The sequence below is a fragment of the Roseibium sediminicola genome (assembly GCF_023156505.1).
Taxonomy (GTDB): domain Bacteria; phylum Pseudomonadota; class Alphaproteobacteria; order Rhizobiales; family Stappiaceae; genus Roseibium; species Roseibium sediminicola.
The window spans coordinates 659,031-679,299 of record NZ_JALNMJ010000001.1 but is presented as its reverse complement, the minus strand read 5'-3'; the positions used below and the strand labels follow the sequence as shown (position 1 = coordinate 679,299).

Annotated in this window: 20 protein-coding genes; 12 read left to right on the top strand and 8 right to left on the bottom strand. The window is 62.3% G+C overall.

Annotation, left to right across the window (positions count from 1 at the left end; all coding sequences use genetic code 11):
• Positions 1 to 57: 57 nt before the first annotated feature.
• From M0H32_RS03020 to M0H32_RS03010, 3 genes are read right to left on the bottom strand one after another with little or no spacing between them, the layout of a single operon-like run.
• Complete coding sequence (locus M0H32_RS03020) at positions 58 to 588, bottom strand: YbaN family protein (RefSeq protein WP_248150500.1); 531 nt, start codon at positions 586 to 588, stop codon at positions 58 to 60.
• Positions 589 to 635: 47 nt separating this feature from the next.
• Positions 636 to 1,229, bottom strand: a complete 594-nt coding sequence (locus tag M0H32_RS03015; RefSeq protein WP_248150498.1) for a UbiX family flavin prenyltransferase — start codon at positions 1,227 to 1,229, stop codon at positions 636 to 638.
• Complete coding sequence (locus tag M0H32_RS03010; RefSeq protein WP_248150496.1) at positions 1,226 to 2,734, bottom strand: UbiD family decarboxylase; 1,509 nt, start codon at positions 2,732 to 2,734, stop codon at positions 1,226 to 1,228. Before M0H32_RS03010 ends, M0H32_RS03015 begins: the two co-directional genes overlap by 4 nt.
• Before the next feature lie 156 nt (positions 2,735 to 2,890).
• On the opposite strand from M0H32_RS03010, the gene ubiT reads away from it, so the two are divergent.
• The 12 genes from ubiT to M0H32_RS02950 all read left to right on the top strand — a co-directional run bounded on the left by ubiT (position 2,891) and on the right by M0H32_RS02950 (position 16,079).
• A complete protein-coding gene (ubiT, locus tag M0H32_RS03005) occupies positions 2,891 to 3,448 on the top strand; it encodes a ubiquinone anaerobic biosynthesis accessory factor UbiT (protein WP_248150494.1) in 558 nt (185 codons plus the stop codon).
• Between the two features lie 14 nt (positions 3,449 to 3,462).
• Positions 3,463 to 4,449, top strand: coding sequence for a ubiquinone anaerobic biosynthesis protein UbiU (gene ubiU, locus M0H32_RS03000; RefSeq protein ID WP_248150555.1), 987 nt, complete (start codon positions 3,463 to 3,465; stop codon positions 4,447 to 4,449).
• Between the two features lie 2 nt (positions 4,450 to 4,451).
• Positions 4,452 to 5,363 carry a ubiquinone anaerobic biosynthesis protein UbiV gene (ubiV, locus tag M0H32_RS02995; protein ID WP_248150492.1) on the top strand — a complete coding sequence of 304 codons (912 nt, stop codon included), beginning with the start codon at positions 4,452 to 4,454 and terminating at the stop codon, positions 5,361 to 5,363.
• Positions 5,336 to 5,737, top strand: coding sequence for a hypothetical protein (locus M0H32_RS02990; protein WP_248150490.1), 402 nt, complete (start codon positions 5,336 to 5,338; stop codon positions 5,735 to 5,737). The genes ubiV and M0H32_RS02990 overlap by 28 nt, the downstream gene beginning before the upstream one ends.
• Before the next feature lie 103 nt (positions 5,738 to 5,840).
• Positions 5,841 to 7,061 (top strand): NnrS family protein, encoded by a 1,221-nt coding sequence (locus M0H32_RS02985; protein ID WP_248150488.1) that lies wholly within the window; start codon positions 5,841 to 5,843, stop codon positions 7,059 to 7,061.
• Positions 7,062 to 7,382: 321 nt separating this feature from the next.
• A complete protein-coding gene (locus tag M0H32_RS02980; protein ID WP_248150485.1) occupies positions 7,383 to 9,548 on the top strand; it encodes a NosR/NirI family protein in 2,166 nt (721 codons plus the stop codon).
• A 29-nt stretch (positions 9,549 to 9,577) separates the two neighbouring features.
• On the top strand, positions 9,578 to 11,488 hold the full coding sequence (gene nosZ / locus M0H32_RS02975; protein ID WP_248150483.1) for a TAT-dependent nitrous-oxide reductase: 1,911 nt from the start codon (positions 9,578 to 9,580) through the stop codon (positions 11,486 to 11,488).
• 4 nt (positions 11,489 to 11,492) lie between these two features.
• Positions 11,493 to 12,776: a nitrous oxide reductase family maturation protein NosD gene (locus M0H32_RS02970; protein ID WP_248150480.1), complete on the top strand. Its 1,284-nt coding sequence runs from the start codon at positions 11,493 to 11,495 to the stop codon at positions 12,774 to 12,776.
• Positions 12,773 to 13,693 (top strand): ABC transporter ATP-binding protein, encoded by a 921-nt coding sequence (locus M0H32_RS02965; RefSeq protein WP_248150478.1) that lies wholly within the window; start codon positions 12,773 to 12,775, stop codon positions 13,691 to 13,693. Before M0H32_RS02970 ends, M0H32_RS02965 begins: the two co-directional genes overlap by 4 nt.
• Positions 13,694 to 13,696: 3 nt before the next feature.
• A complete protein-coding gene (locus M0H32_RS02960; protein ID WP_248150476.1) occupies positions 13,697 to 14,527 on the top strand; it encodes an ABC transporter permease in 831 nt (276 codons plus the stop codon).
• A complete protein-coding gene (locus tag M0H32_RS02955) occupies positions 14,524 to 15,072 on the top strand; it encodes a nitrous oxide reductase accessory protein NosL (RefSeq protein ID WP_248150474.1) in 549 nt (182 codons plus the stop codon). The genes M0H32_RS02960 and M0H32_RS02955 overlap by 4 nt, the downstream gene beginning before the upstream one ends.
• On the top strand, positions 15,069 to 16,079 hold the full coding sequence (locus tag M0H32_RS02950) for an FAD:protein FMN transferase (protein WP_248150472.1): 1,011 nt from the start codon (positions 15,069 to 15,071) through the stop codon (positions 16,077 to 16,079). Before M0H32_RS02955 ends, M0H32_RS02950 begins: the two co-directional genes overlap by 4 nt.
• An 84-nt stretch (positions 16,080 to 16,163) precedes the next feature.
• On the opposite strand, the gene M0H32_RS02945 is transcribed toward M0H32_RS02950, so the two are convergent.
• From M0H32_RS02945 to nirJ, 5 genes are read right to left on the bottom strand one after another with little or no spacing between them, the layout of a single operon-like run.
• Positions 16,164 to 16,559: a hypothetical protein gene (locus M0H32_RS02945; RefSeq protein WP_248150470.1), complete on the bottom strand. Its 396-nt coding sequence runs from the start codon at positions 16,557 to 16,559 to the stop codon at positions 16,164 to 16,166.
• Positions 16,560 to 16,604: 45 nt separating this feature from the next.
• Positions 16,605 to 16,844 (bottom strand): hypothetical protein, encoded by a 240-nt coding sequence (locus M0H32_RS02940; protein WP_248150468.1) that lies wholly within the window; start codon positions 16,842 to 16,844, stop codon positions 16,605 to 16,607.
• Positions 16,841 to 17,584, bottom strand: a complete 744-nt coding sequence (locus M0H32_RS02935; RefSeq protein ID WP_248150466.1) for a sirohydrochlorin chelatase — start codon at positions 17,582 to 17,584, stop codon at positions 16,841 to 16,843. The genes M0H32_RS02940 and M0H32_RS02935 overlap by 4 nt, the downstream gene beginning before the upstream one ends.
• Positions 17,541 to 19,073 (bottom strand): nitrite reductase, encoded by a 1,533-nt coding sequence (locus M0H32_RS02930; RefSeq protein ID WP_248150464.1) that lies wholly within the window; start codon positions 19,071 to 19,073, stop codon positions 17,541 to 17,543. Before M0H32_RS02930 ends, M0H32_RS02935 begins: the two co-directional genes overlap by 44 nt.
• Positions 19,048 to 20,268 (bottom strand): heme d1 biosynthesis radical SAM protein NirJ, encoded by a 1,221-nt coding sequence (gene nirJ, locus M0H32_RS02925; RefSeq protein WP_248150461.1) that lies wholly within the window; start codon positions 20,266 to 20,268, stop codon positions 19,048 to 19,050. Before nirJ ends, M0H32_RS02930 begins: the two co-directional genes overlap by 26 nt.
• Between the last annotated feature and the right edge of the window lies 1 nt (position 20,269).

Sequence of the window (20,269 nt, the reverse complement as noted above, 5' to 3'; positions counted from 1 at the left end):
CCTCTCTCCCTACGCTTGCTTGCCTCTGGCAAGGCCTGAAACGCATTTTGTGTCATGTCAGCACTCACTTTGATCGGTTGGAGACCGGGCGGCATTTGGACGGCTGAGAACGAAGACCGCCGCAGCGGTCATGCAGGCGACCTGCACGGCCAGCACGGTGACTGGCAAGGACAGCGCAAGGCTGAGTCCCAGGGCACCGGCCATCATTGCGACAGCGAGCACTTTGAAACGCGAGGCAATGGCGCCAGCCGCACGCCAGTCCGCAATCGCCGGACCGAACATCCGGCTCTCTTCCAGTTTCTTCTGCAGGTCCGGCGCACTCTTGCCAAAGGCAAAGACGGCAAGAAGAACGAAGGGCGTTGTCGGCAGGACAGGCAAAAAAGCACCCAGGCCGCCAAGTCCGAGCGCCAGCAACCCGAGCGACCACCAGAGGATGCGTCCCAACGGCGGGGCAACAAAGTTCAGGGCCGATTTCAAGGGGAACCTCATTAACTGGAATGACAGCCTCATGTTTATCCAGCGACCGGAGGTCTGGTTTTGACTTTCGTCAATCCGCGTCCACTTTTTGCGAATGAATTTCAATTGCAAGGCAGAGGCGGCGCAGTGCGCAAGGAGATAGCCCCCGGTACGCTGGCTCAGTCGGTGGCCGAACCCGTCAGGCCCTGCCACGGGCGCAGACTGTCACCCGGATCGAAACCCGCAGTCGCCAATGCACGGGCGGCAATCTGGCGTGTCATGTCCTCAAGGCTGGAAAGGCCGGCATAAAAGGGCGGCACGGGCGGCAAGACGATGGCGCCCATGCGCGTCACCTTGAGCATCGCTTCCAGGTGGCCTTCATGAAGCGGTGCTTCCCGCGCGAGCAGGACGAGGCGGCGGCGTTCCTTCAGCGTGACATCCGCCGCGCGCGCCAGCAGCCCCTCGCCGGTGCCGTAGGCAATGGCGGCCAGGCTGCGCATGGAACAGGGGGCGACGATCATTGCCCCCATGGGATAGGAACCACTGGCAATCGGTGCGCCGAGCTCCGCCATGGCGTATTCCCCGGTCGCCAGCCCACGGATCTCGCCGCGCGCTTCGTCCCCCAATTCGTGTTGGATGGTCAGTTCAGCGCCCTTGGTCACCGTGACGAAGGTCTCGATGCCAAGGGATCTCGCGAGGCGCAACAGTTCAAGTGCGATGACCGCACCGGAAGCGCCGGAAATTCCGAGAATGAGGCGTCTGGAGCGGTTCATGACAGGGGCTCCGGGATTCCGGCCGGCTGTAGCAGCGCGAAAAGCCGTTCGGCCTGTTCTTCCAGAGCCAACGGCATGATCAGCTTCTCGGCAAAGGCGCGAGATGTTTCCGCGCCGATCTTGATGGTCGCGTCGATGCCGAGCTTGCCGCCAAGGCCTTCACGCGGGCTCGCGAAATCGAGCTGGTCAACCGGCGTGTCGGTCAGGACCAGCAGGTCACGCTCCGGATCGGACCGTGTGGCGACCGCCCACATGACCTCATCCCAATTGCGGATATCGATATCCGGATCGACGGCGATCACATATTTGGTCATGGAGAATTGCGGCAGCAGAGACCAGAAGCCCATCATCGCGCGGCGGACCTGACCGGGATAGGACTTGTCGATCTTCAGCACCGCCACCCGGTAGGAACAGGTCGCCGGCGGCAAATAGACATCCAGGATTTCCGGGATCGCCTGGCGCAGCAGCGGGCGGAAGATGTCCAGCATGGCTTCGCCGATCACCGACGGCTCGTCGGGCGACCGGCCGGTAAAGGTGGAGAGATAAACCGCCCCCCGGCGTATCTTCATGCCCGTGAGCCGGAAAACGGGATAGGGCGCGGCTTCATTGTAATAGCCGGTATGGTCACCGAAGGGGCCTTCCAGCTCCGTCTCGCCGGGCCACACCTCGCCCTCCAGAACGATCTCCGCACTTGCCGGGACATGCAGGTCGATGCTGTCGCAGGGCACCAGGCGTGCCGGCCTTCCGTTAAAAATGCCGGCCAGGGCAAGTTCACTGACATTGCCCGGCGCTGGAATGACGGAGGCAAGCAGGGTTGCGGGATCGCAGCCGATGACAACGGCAACCGGCATCGGGCCTCCGCCAGCAAGCCACTGCCGATGATGCTGCGCCCCGCCGCGAAACGGCAGCCAGCGCAGGATCGCCCGGTCGCGGTCCAGCACTTGAATACGGTAGATGCCGAGATTGTAGCTCCGCGGATCGTCCTTGCCCGGTGCACGGGTGACGACCATGCCCCAGGTGATCAGCGGTCCGGCATCGCCGGGCCAGCAGGTCTGAACCGGCAATTGCGCCAGATCCGGGTCGACGCTGCACAGCTCCTTTGCAGGGCCAACGATCTTCGGCCGGGCATTGAGCCCTGCCTTGGCTATCGGGAACAGCTTGCGGGCGTCCCGCCAGGACGCCGGCGGCTGCGGGCTGCGCAGCGAGGCCAGGAAGGTCCCGAGATCCGGCAGGTTCTCCGGCTGCAGTCCGAGCCCATTCGCGACCCGCTTTGCCGTGCCAAAAAGATTGATCAGGAGGGGTGCGGCAAAACCGCCCCTGCCCGCACGGACGGGATTGGAGAGAAGCACGGCCGGACCGGCTGCGCCGATCACCTTGCGATGCAGGGCGGTGGCCTCCAGATGCAGATCGACCGGTGCCTGCAATGCCTTCAGCTCTTCCTGCCGGTCCAGAAAACCTAGGAATTTCCGCAAGTTGGGGAATGGAGGCAAGTCGCGGCCGGTCATGGACTGCTCGTCTGCTGGAATAGGGCAACGCGCCTTGAAACGCGCTTTCGGGATGTCCGGCGATATCGTCAGAACGGCCAGCCCCCACCTTGACAATTGTCAAGATGGCGGCGGTGGCAACCGGATTAGGGTCTGGCCACAGAAAGTGAGATCCGGATGCAAACACACCCCTCCTCCGAAAGCCTGCCGCCCCTCGTTTCCACTCTCATCTCTCCCTTGCCGAAACCACCGATGGAAGCCTTGCTGTCGACGCTGACCAGGCGCCTCGTCGCGCGCCGGCCGGATCTGATCCGCCGGCTCGGGGATGTTGTGCGGGTGCCGATCGCCATCGTGCCGGATGACCTGCCGCATGCCTTCCTGCTGTCTCTGGATCCTGACACGTCGCGTGTCCGGATCTGCGACAAGAGCCGGATCGGCGACGCGTCCGCAATCGTGCGGGCCCCTTTCCTTGTGCTGCTGGGACTGCTGGACGGTACCTACGACGGCGACGCCCTGTTCTTCAGCCGCGATCTCCGCATCGAGGGACGGACCGAACACGTGCTCGCCCTGCGCAACACGCTGGAAGAAGCGGACCTGACACCGGGCGCCTTTTTCGGTCTCGGCGGACGCTCCGCCGATTGGGTGAACGCGCTCAGCGACCGGCTGCTCGGCCAGGTGCGCGCCTATGCGCAGAAATCCAAGCCCGCCGCAGGCAGTGCCCGGCACCTGTCATGACCGGGACAAGACCGATGGAGCTTGTCTGTCCGGCGGGAACGCCCGCTGCCCTGCGCGCCGCCGCCGATGCCGGTGCGGATGCCATTTATTGCGGGTTCGCCAATGAGACCAACGCGCGGAACTTCCCCGGCCTCAATTTCACGCGGGAAGACCTTGCCGACGGCGTCGACCACGCGCACCGCAAGGGATCGAAGGTTCTGGTTGCCATCAACACCTTTGCCCGGGCCGGAAGTGTCGGCCTATGGACAGAAGCCGTCGATACGGCGGCGCGCTGCGGCGCCGATGCCATCATTGCGGCCGATCTTGCCGTGCTTGACCATGCCGCCAGCAATCATCCAGACCTGAGACTTCATCTCTCCGTCCAGGCCGCCGCCAACACACCGGAGGCGATCCGGTTCTATGCGGAGACCTTCGGCGTCAAGCGGGTGGTGCTGCCGAGGGTGCTGTCCGTGCCCGAGATCGCGGCGCTGAACAAGGAGATCGAGGTGGAGATGGAGGTCTTCGTTTTCGGCGGGCTCTGCGTGATGACGGAGGGACGCTGTTCGCTCTCCTCCTATGCCACCGGCAAGTCACCGAACCTTACCGGCGTCTGTTCGCCGCCCGATCATGTCGACTACCACGAAGACCCATCCGGCAAGCTGCTCGCCCGGCTCGGCGGCTTCACCATCGACAGGTTCGAGGCCGGACAGGCGGCCGGATACCCGACGCTTTGCAAGGGGCAGTTTTCCGCTGAAGGCAAGACCGGATATCTGTTCGAGGACCCGGTCAGCCTCAATGCCTTCGAATTCCTGGGCGATCTCGCCCAAGCCGGAGTGACCGCCCTCAAAATCGAAGGTCGGCAGCGCGGCAAGGCCTATATCGCCGGTGTCGTCAGCGCCTTTCGCAAGGCGGTCGACAGTCTTTCCGGCGGTGGCGACCCGAAACCTGCCATTGCCGCGCTGAAAGCGTTTTCGGAAGGCGGCAGGGAAACCGCCGGTTCCTACAAGAAGACCTGGCGGTGACCATGACGGACGTGACCCGGATCGAGCTTGCCCTTGGCCCCTGCCTCTTCAACTGGCCGGCGGACAGGCTCACGGAATTCTACGGCCGCATCGCGGACGAGGCGGAGATTGACGTTGTCTATCTCGGCGAAGTCGTTTGCGGCAAACGCATGCCCTTTACCGATCCGGTCTGGCCGGAAGCCATCGACAGACTGACGGCCGCTGGCAAGAGGGTGGTGCTGTCGACACTCGCCCAGCCGGTCAACAAACGCGAGCGGGAGGTCCTGCGCCAGCAGGCGGATTATGATTTGCCGATCGAAATCAACGATATGTCGATGCTGGCGGCCTGTTCGGGCCGCGCCTTCACAGCGGGGCCTTTCCTCAATATCTATAACGAGGCGAGCCTTGCCCTCTTGGCTGGCCGCGGCGCGACTGTCTGGTGCCCGCCTGTGGAGCTGCCGCTCGCCTCGACCCAGAAGATCGCCGCGCTGGTGCCGGAAGTGGAAGTCGAACTCTTTGCCTTCGGCCGGCTGCCGCTGGCGTTGTCGTCGCGTTGCTACCACGCGAGGACACATGGGTTGCGCAAGGATTCCTGCCAGTTCGTCTGTGACAGGGATCCGGACGGCATGCTGGTGGAGACGTTGGACGGGCGCCGGTTCCTGGCCGCCAACGGCATACAGACCCTTTCCGACACCTGCCACGTCGCCGGACTTACCAGCGGACATCTGACAGCCTCAGGCGTCAAGCGGCTTCGCCTCTCACCACACACGGTGGACATGGTTGCCGTCGCCAGGCTGTTCCGGAGCTTTCTCGACGGTGCCATGAACGCCGACGAATTCGAGACGAAGCTGGAGGCTCTGGATTTGCCCGGGCCGCTCAGCAACGCCTATCTGGCCGGAGACGCGGGATGGAAGAAGACAGCGCTGCCAGTCTGACAGGAGCCGAATACAGCGATCTCCTGGAGCAGATCCATCGGGAACTGGCCGGGCTCGACATGCCCTGCACCTGCAAGAGCGAGCTCGACCGGACCATCCGGGCCATCGAGACCTGGCACAGGCTGAAGACCCGCGCGGAGCTTACCCGGGAAATCGCCGCCGATTACCGGCATCTTGCTGCGGGGATTTCCTTCCTGACGGATCTCGGGCAGATAAGCACCGCGCCTCTCTCCTCCCAGGAGCTGCGCGATCACGCGGAAAGTCTTCTGTTCCTTTCCAGCCTGGCGTCGAGATGCTCCGGGCATCTTGTCGCGCTGGCGAAAGTTGCCGAAGGAAACCCGGATTTGCGCGACACTTGCGCCGGGACAACTTGACGATAGTCAAGACATCCGGATTTCAACCCTGTGACCATGGCCCTTCAGCGGCCCGGGAGACGCGGCCGTCCCGCAATTCCCGACTTTTGCAAAGGGCATCACCATGGCAGCCAGCATTCCCTCAAGGGACCAGGGAACGCCCTTCCGGGTGCCGACGGTCTTCACCGCCGGGTTCCGCTTCTTCTTTCTCTCCGCCGGGCTCTTCTCGGTGCTCGCGATGACGGTCTGGACGCTATGGCTTGGCATTCAAGCCGCCGGTGGTGAGGCCATGGCGGTTCCGATCGCCATGGCGCCGCAGCTCTGGCACGCGCATGAGATGGTGTTCGGCTATGCGGTTGCGGTGATGGCCGGTTTCTTCGTGACGGCGGTGCCAAGCTGGACGGGAACCAAGGAAACGGGCGCGGCCTTTGTCACCTTCAGCGGCCTGGTCTGGCTGGCGGGGCGACTGGCTGTCTGGTTTTCTGCAGTTCTCGATCCGATCCTTGTCGCCGCGGTCGATCTTGCGTTCGTTCCGGTCCTGTCTTCGGCTGTGATCGGTCGTCTGGCGCAGAAATCGCAGACCCGGAACATGGTGTTCCTGGCACTGCTTACCGCGCTCTTTTCCGGCAATCTCATGATGCATCTCGACTGGATCGGCTGGACCGGGGGCAATGCAGAGGCGGGTGCGCGGCTCGGCATCTTCACCAGCGCCGCAATGATTGCCGTCATCGGTGGACGTGTCGTTCCCGCCTTTACCCGCAATGCGCTGATCCGGCAGGGGATGGAAGATGACCTCCCCCGCTCCCGGGCCTGGCTCGACCGGTGCGGCATCCTGCTATCCCTTCTGACCACGCTCGCCTGCCTGCCCTTTGTGCCAGAAACTGCACTCGGTGCCCTCTGCGTGGCGGCGGGGATCGTCACTCTCATGCGTCTTACCGGCTGGCAGGGTCCTGCGACCCGCAAGGAACCGATCCTCTGGATCCTGCATGTCGCCTTCCTTTTGCTTGGTGCCGGGTATCTGCTCTATGGCCTGACCTTGCTGGCCGGGATCTGGCAGGAGACGGCAGCCCTTCATCTTCTTGCAGTCGGCGCGATCGGCAGCATGACCTTAGCGATGATGACAAGGGCGTCGCTTGGGCATGCAGGCCGGCCGCTGACGGTTTCAAGGCCAATCGTTGCAGCCTATCTCGCCCTGATCGTTGCTGCGCTGGTGCGTGCCTTCGCCCTCCCCGTCTGCGGTTATTTCGAAACCATGCTTCTGTCGGGCAGTCTCTGGATCCTGGCTTTCGGGCTCTATTCCTGGGTCTATTTTCCGATCCTCACCCAGCCACGACAGCGAAAATAATTCTTTGATTTTAGGACGCTCTCAGCTGGGGGAGCGACACTGTGTGTCGATAGTCCTCTCGGTCGTCATCCCGGCCAAGCGTAGCGCGAGCCGGGATGACGAGGGTGGGTCCACTCATTGCCAACAGCCTTTGAGACTCAAGCTTACCAGGCGTTCCTTTTTGCTGCAGAGCGAAAACAATTTCGGCCGGCTTGACTATCGTCAAGACGTCCAGGCCTCCCAGGACCGACAACAGGCTCCAAGAGATAAACTAGGATTTCCGGAGCACATCTCGTGGGTCGTCCCCGTCACATTTTCAGTTTTGCCCTGTTGTGCCTTGCTATGCTTTCGGGCCTAGCCGGAACGTCTGCCACGCAAGCGGCAGAGGCGCTGGTCACCCGTTATCTGGAGAAGGTTGAGCCGGGCGACCTGGTTCCCGGTGCGGACAGCTTCGGAGCCTTGAAGGCGGACGTGCCGGTCGTTCCCGCGCTGAAGGGCTCGGAAACGCTCGGCTGGGTCTATCTCACTTCCGATTTCGTCTCCACTACCGGTTATTCCGGCAAGCCCATCCACACGCTGGTGGGTGTCGACAAGGATGCCGTCATCACCGGCGTCCGGCTGGTCAAGCATTCCGAACCCATCGTCCTTATCGGCATTCCGGATGCCAAGATCCGCGGTGTCACCGAAGGCTATGCCGGTCTGGACCTGAAAGTTGAAGCCGCGAGCGGCGGCTCGGCCCACGACCTCGACATCATCTCCGGCGCCACCGTGACGATCATGGTGATCGACGATTCCATTGTCCGCTCCGGTCTCAAGGTTGCCCGGCTCATGGGACTGGGCGGCCTTGCCCCCGATGTCGCGGACCGGGGTCCCAAGAAGGATATCGATCCCGACAGGAAAGACGTCAGCGACTGGACAAGCCTGACCGGCGACGGCTCCGTGCGCCGCCTCTCCCTCGACGTGGTACAGATCAATGACGCCTTCCGGCAGCAGGGCGATCCGCGCGCGCTGAAGCGCCCGGAGCCCGGGCCGGAAACCGATACCTTCATCGATCTTTACCTGGCCCTTGCTGATGTGCCCTCCATCGGCCTGTCGCTGTTGGGCGAAGCCGAATATGCCAACCTTAAGAAGCGCCTGAAAGAGGGCGACCATGCCATCCTCGTTGCCGCCCGGGGCCGCTATTCCTTCAAGGGATCGGGCTATGTCCGCGGCGGCATCTTCGACCGTATCCAGCTGATCCAGGACGACATCTCGGTTCGCTTCCACGACCGTCAGCACAACCGCGTCGGCGAAATTGCGGCGGCGGGAGCTCCGGCCTTTTCCGAGATGGATCTCTTCATCATTCCGGCGGAGTCCGGTTTCGATCCGGCGAAGGACTTTCGTCTGCAGCTGCTGGTGCAAAGGCCGGTCGGTCCCATCGACAAGGTGTTCCTGACCTTTGATCTCGGTTACCTTCTGCCCGATGTCTACCTGAAGACTTCGGCGCCGGCTGCAGTTGCATCCGACACAGCGCCACAGGCCGGCGGCACCGCCGCCGGTAGGGACACGGGCGTCCAGGAGCTCTGGGAACGGATCTGGAACGACCGCAAGGCGGATGTCATCGTTCTCGGCGCAGCCGTCGCGGTGCTGACGCTGGTGTTCTTCTTCCAGATGCAGGTGACCCGCAACGAGCGCTTCACCTTCTGGTTCCGCATCGGGTTCCTGACCTTCACGCTGGTCTGGCTCGGCTGGATGGAGAACGCCCAGCTCTCGGTTGTCAACGTGCTCGCCTTCTTCTCCGCCCTGACGAGCGAGTTCAGCTGGGACGCGTTCCTGATGGATCCGCTGGTGTTCCTGCTGTGGTTCTCAGTCGCTGCCGCCCTGCTCTTCTGGGGACGCGGTGCCTATTGCGGCTGGCTCTGCCCCTTCGGTGCGCTGCAGGAGCTGACCAACCGGATTGCCAAGCTGTGCCGCATTCCACAGTTCGAGGTGCCCTGGGGTCTGCATGAGCGCCTGTGGCCGGTGAAATACATCGTCTTCCTCGGCCTCTTCGGACTGTCGCTCTATTCGCTCGATGTCGCCGAGCACTATGCCGAAGTCGAACCGTTCAAGACAGCGATCATCCTGAAGTTCCAGCGCGCCTGGCCCTTCGTTCTCTTCGCGGTCTCGCTTCTTGTCGCCGGGCTCTTCATCGAACGCTTCTATTGCCGATACCTCTGCCCGCTCGGCGCTGCGCTCGCCATCCCGGCACGCCTGCGGATGTTCGACTGGCTGAAGCGCTACCGGGACTGCGGCAATCCCTGCAATCGCTGCGCCAAGGAATGCATGGTCCAGGCCATCCATCCGGAAGGCCACATCAATCCCAACGAGTGCCTGAACTGCCTGCATTGCCAGGTCCTTTATCAGCACGATCAGAAATGTCCCGTTTGCATCAAGAAGCTCGCGAAAAGACGGCGGTTCGAAGTGCAGACCGGGCTCGTGAAGCCGGAACCGGATGCCAAGACGGCAAAGACGGTGCCGGCCGAATAACCTTCACCAGGCAAACAAGGAGAAATGCCATGAAGGAGTTTGAAGAAAAACAGGGCGTGTCCCGCCGCGATCTGCTGGGTGGCACCGCCAAGACCGCAGTTGTCGCCGGCATGGGCGCTGTCGCCGTGGCCGGCGCCAATCCGGCCTTTGCTCAGGAAGGGCATCAGAAGTTCGAGCTGTCGCCGGGTGAACTGGACGAATATTACGGTTTCTGGTCGTCCGGACAGAGCGGTGAACTGCGCATTCTCGGGGTTCCGTCCATGCGCGAACTGATGCGTGTGCCGGTGTTCAACCGCTGTTCGGCAACCGGCTGGGGACAGACCAACGAATCCCTGAAAATCCTGACCGAAGGCCTGTTGCCGGAAACCAAGGCATTCCTGGCCGCACAGGGCAAGGTTACCTATGACAACGGCGACCTGCACCATCCGCACATGTCGTTCACTGACGGCACCTATGACGGCCGGTATATCTTCGCCAACGACAAGGCCAACACCCGCGTTGCCCGCATCGATTGCTCGACGATGAAATGCGACAAGATCATCGAGATCCCGAATGCGCATGACATCCACGGCATGCGGCCGCAGAAATATCCGCGCACGGGCTACATCTTCGCCAATGGCGAGCATGAGGCTCCGCTTGTCAATGACGGCAAGATCCTGGACGACCCGTCGCAATACTCGTGCATCTTTACCGCCATCGACGGCGACGAAATGAAGGTTGCCTGGCAGGTGATCGTCTCGGGCAACCTGGACAACACCGACGCCGACTACCAGGGCAAATATGCCTTCTCGACCAGCTACAACTCGGAAATGGGCATGAACCTTGCCGAAATGACCGAGAGCGAACTGGATCATTGCGTCGTCTTCAACATCAAGGCGATCGAGGCCGCTGTTGCGGCCGGGAATTATCAGGAGCTCAACGGTGTGCCGGTCGTCGACGGCCGCAAGGAGGCGAACTCCCAGTTCACCCGCTACATCCCGATCCCGAACAGCCCGCATGGCTGTAACGCGGCGCCGGACAAGAAGCACATCGTCATCAACGGCAAACTGTCGCCGACGGTGTCAATTATCGATGTGACCAAGGTGGATGCCCTGTTCTCGGATAATGCCGATCCGCGCTCCGCGGTTGTCGGTGAGCCGCAACTGGGTCTCGGCCCGCTTCACACCGCGTTCGACGGCCAGGGCAATGCCTTCACCACGCTGTTCCTGGACAGCCAGGTGGTGAAGTGGAACGTCGACAAGGCCATCCGCGCCTATGCGGGAGAAGATGTCGACCCGATCATTTCCAAGGTCGATGTGCATTACCAGCCGGGCCACAACTCCACTTCGATGGGGGAAACCGCGGAAGCGGACGGCAAGTGGCTGATTTCGATGAACAAGTTTTCCAAGGACCGGTTCCTGAATGTCGGCCCGCTGAAACCGGAGAACGAACAGCTGATCGACATCTCGAGCGACGACATGAAGGTCGTTCATGACGGCCCGACCTTCGCCGAGCCCCATGACAGCATCATCGTGCACCGCTCCAAGGTGAACCCGGCGATTGTCTGGAACCGCGACAATCCGATGTTCGCCGACGCGGTCGCCCAGGCGGCTGCCGACGGCATCGACCTGGAAGACGCCGCCGACGTCGTCCGCGACGGCAACAAGGTGCGTGTCTACATGCATTCCGTCGCACCGACCTTCAGCCTTGAGAAGTTCACGGTCAAGCAGGGCGACGAAGTGACCATCTACGTCACCAATATCGACGACATCGACGACCTGACACATGGGTTCTGCCTGTCCAATTACGGCATTGCCATGGAGGTCGGACCGCAGGCGACCGCATCGGTAACCTTCATCGCCGAACGGCCGGGTGTGCACTGGTTCTACTGCCAGTGGTTCTGCCATGCGCTCCATATGGAAATGCGCGGCCGGATGTTCGTCGAACCGAGGAACGCATAAAGCCATGCACCGCGCCATCTTCAGACTGACCGGTTTCTCTGCCACACTCCTCGCCAGCCTTGCGGCCACAGGGCCGCTGACTGCCGGGGAATGGCAAGTGCCGGCTGATAAGGGCGCGTTGTCTGAGATCCTTGCAAAAGCGCAGGCCGGGGACATTCTCCGGCTTGCTCCCGGCAACCATGCCGGGCCAGTCCTACTGGACAAACCGGTGACCCTGGCGGGCGCAGGCAAGGCCCGGATCACCGGCACCGGCACCGGTAGCGTCGTGACCGTAGCGGTTGCGGACGTTGTCGTGGAAGGCCTGACCCTGACCGGTTCCGGCCTGTCGCAGGAGACCCTCGACGCCGGGGTGAAACTCACCAAAAAGGCGCATCGCGCGATCGTCCGCAACAACCGTATCTTGAACAACCTGACGGGCGTCGATGTCCATGGGGCGCGCGATGCGACCGTCTCCAACAATCTCATCGAAGGCCGCCGGGACCTGCGCATGAATGAGCGCGGCAACGGCATATATGTCTGGAACGCGCCCGGACTTCTGGCGGAACACAACACCATCCGCTTCGGTCGCGACGGCATTTTCGTCAACACAAGTCCAAAGGACACGTTCCGCGCAAACCGGTTCGAGGATCTGCGCTTTGCCGTCCACTACATGCACGGCAACAGCGGTGTCATCGAGGGAAACATCTCCGAAGGCAACGACATCGGCTACGCGCTGATGTTCTCCGACCGCCTGAAGGTCCGCGGCAACGTTTCCATCGGCGACCGAAACCACGGCCTGATGCTGAACTATGCCAACCACGCCGAGATCAGCGGCAATCAGGTGGAAGGCGGCGGCGAGAAGTGCCTCTTCATGTACAATGCCAACAAGAACAAGGTGACGGACAACCGCTTCGAGGGCTGCCCGATCGGTGTCCATTTTACCGCCGGATCCGCCAACAACGCCTTTGAAGGCAATGCCTTCGTCGGAAACCGGACACAGGTCAAATATGTCGGCAGCCGGCAGCTCGACTGGAGCACGGACGGGCGCGGCAATTTCTGGAGCGACCACCCGGCCTTTGACATGAATGGCGACGGTATCGCGGATACCGCATACCGGCCCAACGACATGATTGACCAGGTCTTGTGGACCCAGCCGTCCGCCAAGCTGCTCGTCGGTTCCCCCGCGGTGCAGCTGCTGCGCTGGACCCAGTCGCAATTTCCGGCGCTGCTGCCCGGCGGCATCGTCGACACCGCCCCGCTGATGCATCCCCCGGCGCAGGCGTTCCCAAGTGCGGGAGTTCAAGGATGACCGAGACAAATTTTCATTCGCCAACGCTGTCAGTTCGATCTGTCTGCAAGACTTTTGCCGGTCTCAAGGCCGTGGACGGCGTCTCCTTCTCGCTGAACCCGGGCGAACGAGTCGCCCTGCTTGGCCATAACGGCGCCGGCAAGACGACATTGTTCAAGATCGTGCTGGGTTTCCTGAAACGCGATGGCGGCGATGTTTCGGTGCTCGGGTCCGCTCCCGGCAGCCATGCCGCCCGTGCCGGCACCGCCTATCTGCCGGAATCCGTCGCCTTTCCGGGATCGCTCACCGGCAGGGAGGTCCTGACCTTCTATGCGAGGCTGAAGGGCGAAAGTCCCGCCGCCGCACTGCCGCTGCTCGACCGGGTCGGTCTGGCGGATGCAGTTAAACGTCGGGTAGGCACCTATTCCAAGGGCATGCGCCAGCGTCTCGGTCTCGCCCAGGCGCTGATCGGGCGGCCGAAGCTGATCCTGCTCGACGAACCGACAACCGGGCTCGATCCGATTTCGCGGCAGAACGTCTATGAGCTGATCGGCGAGATCGCCGGTCAGGGCACGACCGTGCTGCTGTCGTCCCACGCCCTGACGGAGCTCGAGGCACGGACTGACCGGATCCTGATCCTCTCCAGAGGAAAACTCGTCGCCGACGATATCCTGAGCAGGCTCAGAGCCCAGGCCGGCTTGCCGATCAGACTGAAGGTCTGGACCCGCCCGGAGGACGTCGCACACGTTTCCGAGTGTCTCGGCGGCGGCCGTATGAACGGACGCTCGGTCGAATTCGACTGCAACGCCGATGACAAGATCCAGCGGCTATCTGCCATCAGCGCTCTCGGCGGGCTGGTGGAGGATGTCGATGTCCATGCGCCGAGCCTTGACGATGTCTACCGGCATTTTTCCAATGCCGCGAACAGGGAGTCATAAGCGATGTTTTCCAGAATTCTGACCATCGCGGGCCAGGAAATACGCATCGGCATCCGCAACCGCTGGATCCTGCTTGCCGCCATAATCCTGGCGGTGTTCTCGCTGGCGCTCGCCCTGCTCGGCTCGGCGCCGGCCGGCACGCTCGGTGTCGATCGACTGACGATTACCGTCGCCTCGCTGGCGAGCCTTTCGGTCTATCTCGTGCCGCTGATTGCGCTCCTGCTCGCCTTCGATGCCATTTGCGGGGAAGTGGAACGGGGCACGCTGCTGATGACCCTGTCCTGCCCGATCTCCCGTTTCGAGTTCCTCATTGGCAAGGCTCTCGGCCATTCGCTTGTGCTCTCTTTCGCGCTTGTCGTCGGTTATGGCCTGACGGCGGGACTTCTGGTTGCGGCCGGATCGGGATCGCTCGACGGCCTCGTGGATTTCGGCCGACTGATCGTGACCTCGATCCTTCTCGGGATCTGTTTCCTCTCGGTTGGTTACGTCTTGAGCGCGCTGACGCGCCAGTCCCGCACTGCCGCGGCGTCGGCCATTGCGGCATGGCTGTTTCTGGTGGTGCTCTATGATCTTGCGCTGCTCGGCGCGCTGGTCGCCAATCCGAGCAGCGTCTTTGCCGCGGATGTCTTTCCCTATGCGATCCTGCTCAACCCGGCCGACGCCTTCCGCCTGTTCAACCTGGCAGCCCTCGGCGCCAGCGACCTTGTCGGTGGCATGGCTGGTGTCGCGGAAACCCTTCCCTTCGATCCGATGCTTGCCCTTGGCTCCCTCGCAGCCTTTGCCGGCCTGGCCCTGGCGGGATCGGCCCTTCTTGTCAGAAGAATTGCGCCATGAAGAACACGCTCATCGCCCTTTTTGCACTTACTTTGGTGACCGCCTGCCAGGATGAAGTTCAGGTGGTCAAACCCGCAGCTATCGCCCTGACGCCGGAGGCCGCCGGACACTATTGCCAGATGACCGTACTCGAACATGACGGTCCAAAGGCACAGATACACCTGAAGAGCTTCGACAATCCGATCTGGTTCACCCAGGTCCGTGACGCGGTCGCTTTCACGCTGTCCCCGGAAGAGCCGAAGGACATCGCCGCGATCTACGTCAATGACATGGACAAGGCGGAAAGCTGGGCGCAGCCGGGGTCCGACAACTGGATCGAAGCGGACAAGGCCTGGTTCGTCACCGGCAGCCGGCAGACCGGCGGCATGGGGGCTCCGGAAGCCATTCCCTTCGGCAGCGAAGAAGGCGCCAGGACCTTCGCCTCGGCACACGGTGGCAGCGTCCTGCGCTTCAAGGACATACCCGCGAACTATGTCCTTGGTTCCGTGGATGTCTCGTCGGCAGAAACAGTGACTGCACACGATATGCGGGGAGTTTCGCAATGAGCCCGTCGACAGGCACCCCCCGCAAATTCGGCCGCAGGCGGTTCCTGCGGATCTGCGCGGCCGGTGCAGCCGGTCTGGCGTTACCGGTCGGTGCCGCCTTTGGCGATAACAAGGCACAACTTCATCGCTGGCGCGGGATCGCCCTTGGTGCTGGCGCGGAAATCAATCTGTTGCATGAAGATGCTGGTGAAGCTCAATGGCTCTTCGGCCGCATCGAGGCGGAGATCCGCCGGCTGGAAGCAATCTTCAGTCTGTATCGGCCCGAGAGCGAACTTGCCCGGCTGAATACGCAAGGACGGCTCGAAGCGCCCTCCCTGGATCTCGTCGACCTTCTCGGGCTCTGTGCAAGGGTACATGCTGCAACAGAAGGCGCGTTCGATCCGACAGTACAGCCGCTCTGGGTCCACTATGCCCGGCAGGCGACGGGTGACACCGGGACGGACTTCGAGGCCGCGCGCAGATCGACAGGCCTCAGGCATGTCTCGGTCGAACCCGGCAGGATCCGCTATCTTCGCCCGGGCATGGCGATGACCTTCAACGGCATCGCCCAGGGTTATGTCACCGACAGGATCAATTCCTTCCTGGCCGCCAATGGCTGCCGGGATCTCCTGGTCGACCTCGGAGAGATCGCTGCGCGCGGTCTGCCGGACTTGGATTTCGACGAGGAAAAAGGGTGGCCGGTCACCTTGAGGCCGGTCTCCGAAATGCCGTCAGCCGAAGCAAAAATACGGCTGACCGATGCAGCGGTTGCTAGCTCGGCCCGGCTCGGCACGACCTTCGATCAGGCGGGCCGCCGGTCGCATATTCTCGACCCGCGAACGGGCCGGCCGGTGGATGGCGGCCTGTCGGGTGTCAGCGTCCTTGCTCCGACCGCAGCCCTGGCAGACGGGCTCTCCACCGCCGCGCTCGTTTGCGGCGAGGAGAGGCTCGCCTCGGCGCTTGCCGGATTTCCCGAAACGCGGGCCTTCGTGGTGCGCGAGGATGGCGCGGTGAGATTTCTCGGATAATTCAGTCATGCAGAATGGTCGGACACCGCGAAGTGTCCGCTCCATTTCCACGACAGACCTGGCAAGCCCTTGGCACCTCCTTCTTCAGCGCCCCCCTACAGAGCGTGCGATCATGGTCATCCCTCCCAGGAAGGCCAGCCTGAAGATCAGCGCGAAGAAGGTGCGAATCTCGTGTGCCCCGCCCGCCAGAACATGAACCAGAAACACGAGAAAGACGATGAACGTACCCGTCAGCACGGCGAGCGCGAGCCAAAGGGTCCAGCGCTGGCGTTTCAGAATCCCGATGCCAGCGAAGACGTATCCGAACCCTGCCAGAAAGTTGAACCAGAGCACATAATCGACGACGGCACCGGCGGCTGTCCTCGGCCCATCGCCTCCGAACAGCACCCAGCCGCCGGACAGGATTGTTGCGGACCCGAACAGCATCGCGAACACGGCGGCTATGAGCGAAGCTTTAGATTTCGCGCTTTTGTCCTGCATCAATCCCCCTTCCATCACGGCGACAGTTCCACCTGTTCTCGGCCACTAATTCACGCCGTCAGCCTCATCCATCAGCCGGCGCACCCATCTGGCCACCAGCCAGGTTGCGGGAACACCAAGTGGCAGGGACATCCAAAGGCTGGTGATAGGTGAAAGCGCCGGCAGGCCGATGGCCTGCCCCATCAAACCGAGCATGAAGAGGTTGATGGCAACGGCTGCCGCCGTGAACGGATAGAGCAGGATCGCCAGTTTGCGAAGGGGCCAGCCGGTTTGGATACCTGTCATGCCGCGAGATCCTTGCTGTTGGCACATTCAAGCGCACAGGCGATGAGCTTTGGAATGAAAGCAGCCTCGATCAAAGGTGCCAGACGCAGACCCTTGAAACCCGCCTCATCGAGCGCTTCGGGAATATCTTTCGTGACATGACCACCATTGCCGGCGAAAAGCGGCAACAGCAGCGTTTTCAGGCCACACCGGGCTGCCGCATTCCGAAGCCACGGAGTTTCTTCCAGAAAGCCGATACGGATTGGCACGTCCCCCAGGTTTTCCGCCAGCCCGGCAGCGAAGCGCAGCGTGCATTGGGCCGTCGCCGCACAGGTCGCCGATCCGTGAGCTGCCAGCAAAACCTCGTAGCCGGAGGTCCGCCAATGGGACTTCCCGGCCACCTCGTCCAGGTAGCGGGCCGTCAATTGCGGCAGGTCGGCATGAACACCCAGGGCCGGCAATTGTCGCGCGCCTGTTCCCGTCAAACGGCCCGCCAGCGCCTTTTGCGTGAACCAGCCCTCAGCCATGAAGACCGGGAAAACCAACGGCTCGGACCCGGCCTGAACGAGAGCCCGATCCAGACTACCCTGCTGAGCCAACGTCGCGGAGCGGACGGACCAGCCGGGTAGGAACGCGCGGACCTTTTGTGAAAGTGCGCGCAGATGCGCTTCACCTGCCTCCGGCTGCGACGGCTGTCCATGCGCGACCAGCACGGCCTCAATGGCTTGTTCCTTCCGAGAAGGTGATCTTGTTCCAGACATTGTATTTTCCCGAAGGTTTGCGCATGGGCAGGCGCTTGACCTCTTCCAGGGTCTCAGCGTCATAGACGATCACCGCACCGTCATCTTCCCAGACGGAGACAAGGGCAAAACGGCCGTCCTTGGTAAATTCGACATGGGCCACCGTCGCTCCTTCGACCGGCCTCAGTGTCTTGACGATTTCCAGGCTTTCCTTGTCGATCACATGCATGACGTCCTTGTTTGGACCGAAGAAAACGTCGACCCAGACATAGGGCGAGTTTTCGTGGCTGCGCATGAAAAAACCGGGACCGAGTGTCTCAATCCGCTTCACGGTCTGCCAGGTCGACATGTCGATCACCGTGACCGCACCGTCCTTGAGGTGCGGGGTCGCCATGACGGTCGTGTCGCCGTATTTCCAAGTGATGCCGGATCCAAGATGCGGCATGCCCGGTAGGTCGAGATCCGCCGTTTTCTGCCCGATCACCAGATCGATCACCTGGCCGCCGTCGCCGCTGCGCGAAGCGCCCATGACATATTCATAGCTCTGGTCGAAGAAGAAATCGTCGAGATAATCCGGTGTTGTGATCTTGCGGACCGGGAAGGGATCACCGGTCTTGATCGGACCTTCCATGCGCCAGTCATGGGCAAACCCCATCTCGGGTGGGTTTTTGCCATAAAAGACTTCCCAGATCTCCGGCACGTCCTTCAGGGCCAGCACGAAACTTTCCCGCGGCGGGGCCTGATAGACCGCCGAGATCCGGCTCGGTGTTCCGTCCTTACCTTTTACTTCCTTGACCTTGGCAACGCTCAGGTCATCCGTCGACAGGATGGTCAGCGAATTGGGCAGGTAGTTGGCAACTGCCAGCCATTTGCCGTCATGGCTGATGGCGATGTTGCGACTGTTGAGCCCGGCCCGGATACGGCCAACTTCCTGCAGCGCATAGAGATCGTATTTCTGCACCCAGCCGTCACGCGACATGATGAAAACGAAGCGCCCTTCAGGAGAAAACTTCGGTCCGCCATGGACGGCAAAGGGCGTTGCAAACCGATCCAGCCGCTCAAACGTGTCGCCATCAAGTACGCTGACATGATGGTCACCGGTCTCGACCGCGAGCGTGATGTTCATCGGGTCGGAGGACCAGGTGGGTTGGTCGACCGGCGTGTAGTCTTCATTCATCAGCCGACTGGCCATGATCTCGGCCTCGGTCCAGGGCGGGACCTCTGCAAGCGGCTCTTTCAGATAGACCGTTAGGGCCTCGATCTGCTCAGCAGAAAGGATCTCGTCGAAAGCTGGCATCTGGGTCGCCTCGCGGCCATCTCGGATAACCGAGACGAGATTGGGACCCCGCATCCGGCCCAGTGTCTGGGGGATCAGGGCCGGTCCCAATCCGCCCAGCCGTTCAGCGCCGTGGCATTCCTGGCAATTGTCGGCATAGTCGCGCGCCGGGTCCGCCAGCGGTGCGGTGACTGCCAGCGCCAGGGCGCTAAGCGAAACGATGAGCCGGATCATGGCGTTTTCCTCGAAACGGGGTCACGGCGAGGCGGTCGCCTGCGGAGCCGCTAAGCCCGATGTCTTCATCATTGAGATAACAGGCCGGATCTTCCGCCCACGGGTCACCGGTCAATTGCAGCGCGCGGATACGGGTGTTGCCGCCGCAGACATCCTTGAACGCACAGGCGCCGCATCTGCCTTTCAGCGGCCGCGGCCGGGTCCTGAGCTGGGCCAGCATCGGATCCTCTCCGGTCCAGAGTTCCGAGAACGGTACGGCTTTGACGCTGCCGATGGTGTAGTCGGACCAGTAGGTGTCCGGATGGACATTGCCGAGCGTGTCGATATTGGCAACGCCAAGCCCGGATGAGTTGCCGCCCCAGGCAGCAAGATGACTGCGGACATGTTCCGCTTTTTCATCGCCGAACCGGCTCCGGACCCAGGCCAGGAAATAGACCGCGTCGGCATCGTTGTTGCCGGTGACGATGTCAAGCGGCCGTCCGCTGCTGATGCCCTGCCAGGCCCGGTCCAGCAGCAGGTCCATCGCCCAGCGGGAGCGCCTGTGTTCGGCGTCCTCGCCGCGATGCTTGTCACCGCGGCCCGCATAAACGAGATGAGACAGATAGAATTTGTCGACGCCTTCGTCGTCGCACAGGCGCAAGAGGTCCGGCAGACTTTCGGAATTGCCTTCGGTCAGGGTGAACCGCAGGCCCACCTTGATACCGCGCGCCTTGCAAGCGCGCACACCCCGCAGGGCCGTTTCAAAGGCACCGTCGACGCCGCGAAACCAATCATTCGTGGCGCCGATGCCGTCAATCGAGATGCCGACATAGTCGAAGCCGATTTCGGCGACCCGGTCTGCCGCATCACCATGGATCTTGGTGCCGTTGGTCGACAGGGCCAACATGCGCACAAGGGCGCGGGCACGGGTGGCGATCTTGAAAAGATCCTTCCTGTCGAGAGGTTCGCCACCGGACAGGATCAGCGCGGGCACCCGAAAGCGGCCGAGATCCTCCAGGGTCTCCATGGCCTGCTCATGGCTGAGTTCACCCGGAAAGTCGACATCGGCCGACACCGTATAACAGTGCCGGCACTTGAGATTGCAGCGCCGGGTGAGGTTCCAGATCACCACGGGTTTCACCGGCCCGTTGGCCGGCCGCACACGCACGGGCGTCTGCTCCACGATCTGATGCATGTATTCCGACAAACGGAACATG

What these genes read in the sequence shown, in the direction of transcription:
- nosZ (WP_248150483.1), top strand. Translation starts at nt 9,578, where the DNA reads ATGAAGGAGTTTGAAGAAAAACAGGGCGTGTCCCGCCGCGATCTGCTG.
- ubiU (WP_248150555.1), top strand. Translation starts at nt 3,463, where the DNA reads ATGGAGCTTGTCTGTCCGGCGGGAACGCCCGCTGCCCTGCGCGCCGCC.
- M0H32_RS03010 (WP_248150496.1), bottom strand. Translation starts at nt 2,734, where the DNA reads ATGACCGGCCGCGACTTGCCTCCATTCCCCAACTTGCGGAAATTCCTA.
- M0H32_RS02940 (WP_248150468.1), bottom strand. Translation starts at nt 16,844, where the DNA reads ATGACAGGTATCCAAACCGGCTGGCCCCTTCGCAAACTGGCGATCCTG.
- M0H32_RS03015 (WP_248150498.1), bottom strand. Translation starts at nt 1,229, where the DNA reads ATGAACCGCTCCAGACGCCTCATTCTCGGAATTTCCGGCGCTTCCGGT.
- M0H32_RS02955 (WP_248150474.1), top strand. Translation starts at nt 14,524, where the DNA reads ATGAAGAACACGCTCATCGCCCTTTTTGCACTTACTTTGGTGACCGCC.
- M0H32_RS02960 (WP_248150476.1), top strand. Translation starts at nt 13,697, where the DNA reads ATGTTTTCCAGAATTCTGACCATCGCGGGCCAGGAAATACGCATCGGC.
- M0H32_RS02970 (WP_248150480.1), top strand. Translation starts at nt 11,493, where the DNA reads ATGCACCGCGCCATCTTCAGACTGACCGGTTTCTCTGCCACACTCCTC.
- M0H32_RS02950 (WP_248150472.1), top strand. Translation starts at nt 15,069, where the DNA reads ATGAGCCCGTCGACAGGCACCCCCCGCAAATTCGGCCGCAGGCGGTTC.
- M0H32_RS02935 (WP_248150466.1), bottom strand. Translation starts at nt 17,584, where the DNA reads ATGTCTGGAACAAGATCACCTTCTCGGAAGGAACAAGCCATTGAGGCC.
- M0H32_RS02990 (WP_248150490.1), top strand. Translation starts at nt 5,336, where the DNA reads ATGGAAGAAGACAGCGCTGCCAGTCTGACAGGAGCCGAATACAGCGAT.
- ubiV (WP_248150492.1), top strand. Translation starts at nt 4,452, where the DNA reads ATGACGGACGTGACCCGGATCGAGCTTGCCCTTGGCCCCTGCCTCTTC.
- M0H32_RS02930 (WP_248150464.1), bottom strand. Translation starts at nt 19,073, where the DNA reads ATGATCCGGCTCATCGTTTCGCTTAGCGCCCTGGCGCTGGCAGTCACC.
- M0H32_RS02980 (WP_248150485.1), top strand. Translation starts at nt 7,383, where the DNA reads ATGCTTTCGGGCCTAGCCGGAACGTCTGCCACGCAAGCGGCAGAGGCG.
- M0H32_RS02965 (WP_248150478.1), top strand. Translation starts at nt 12,773, where the DNA reads ATGACCGAGACAAATTTTCATTCGCCAACGCTGTCAGTTCGATCTGTC.
- M0H32_RS02985 (WP_248150488.1), top strand. Translation starts at nt 5,841, where the DNA reads ATGGCAGCCAGCATTCCCTCAAGGGACCAGGGAACGCCCTTCCGGGTG.
- nirJ (WP_248150461.1), bottom strand. Translation starts at nt 20,268, where the DNA reads ATGTTCCGTTTGTCGGAATACATGCATCAGATCGTGGAGCAGACGCCC.
- M0H32_RS02945 (WP_248150470.1), bottom strand. Translation starts at nt 16,559, where the DNA reads ATGCAGGACAAAAGCGCGAAATCTAAAGCTTCGCTCATAGCCGCCGTG.
- ubiT (WP_248150494.1), top strand. Translation starts at nt 2,891, where the DNA reads ATGCAAACACACCCCTCCTCCGAAAGCCTGCCGCCCCTCGTTTCCACT.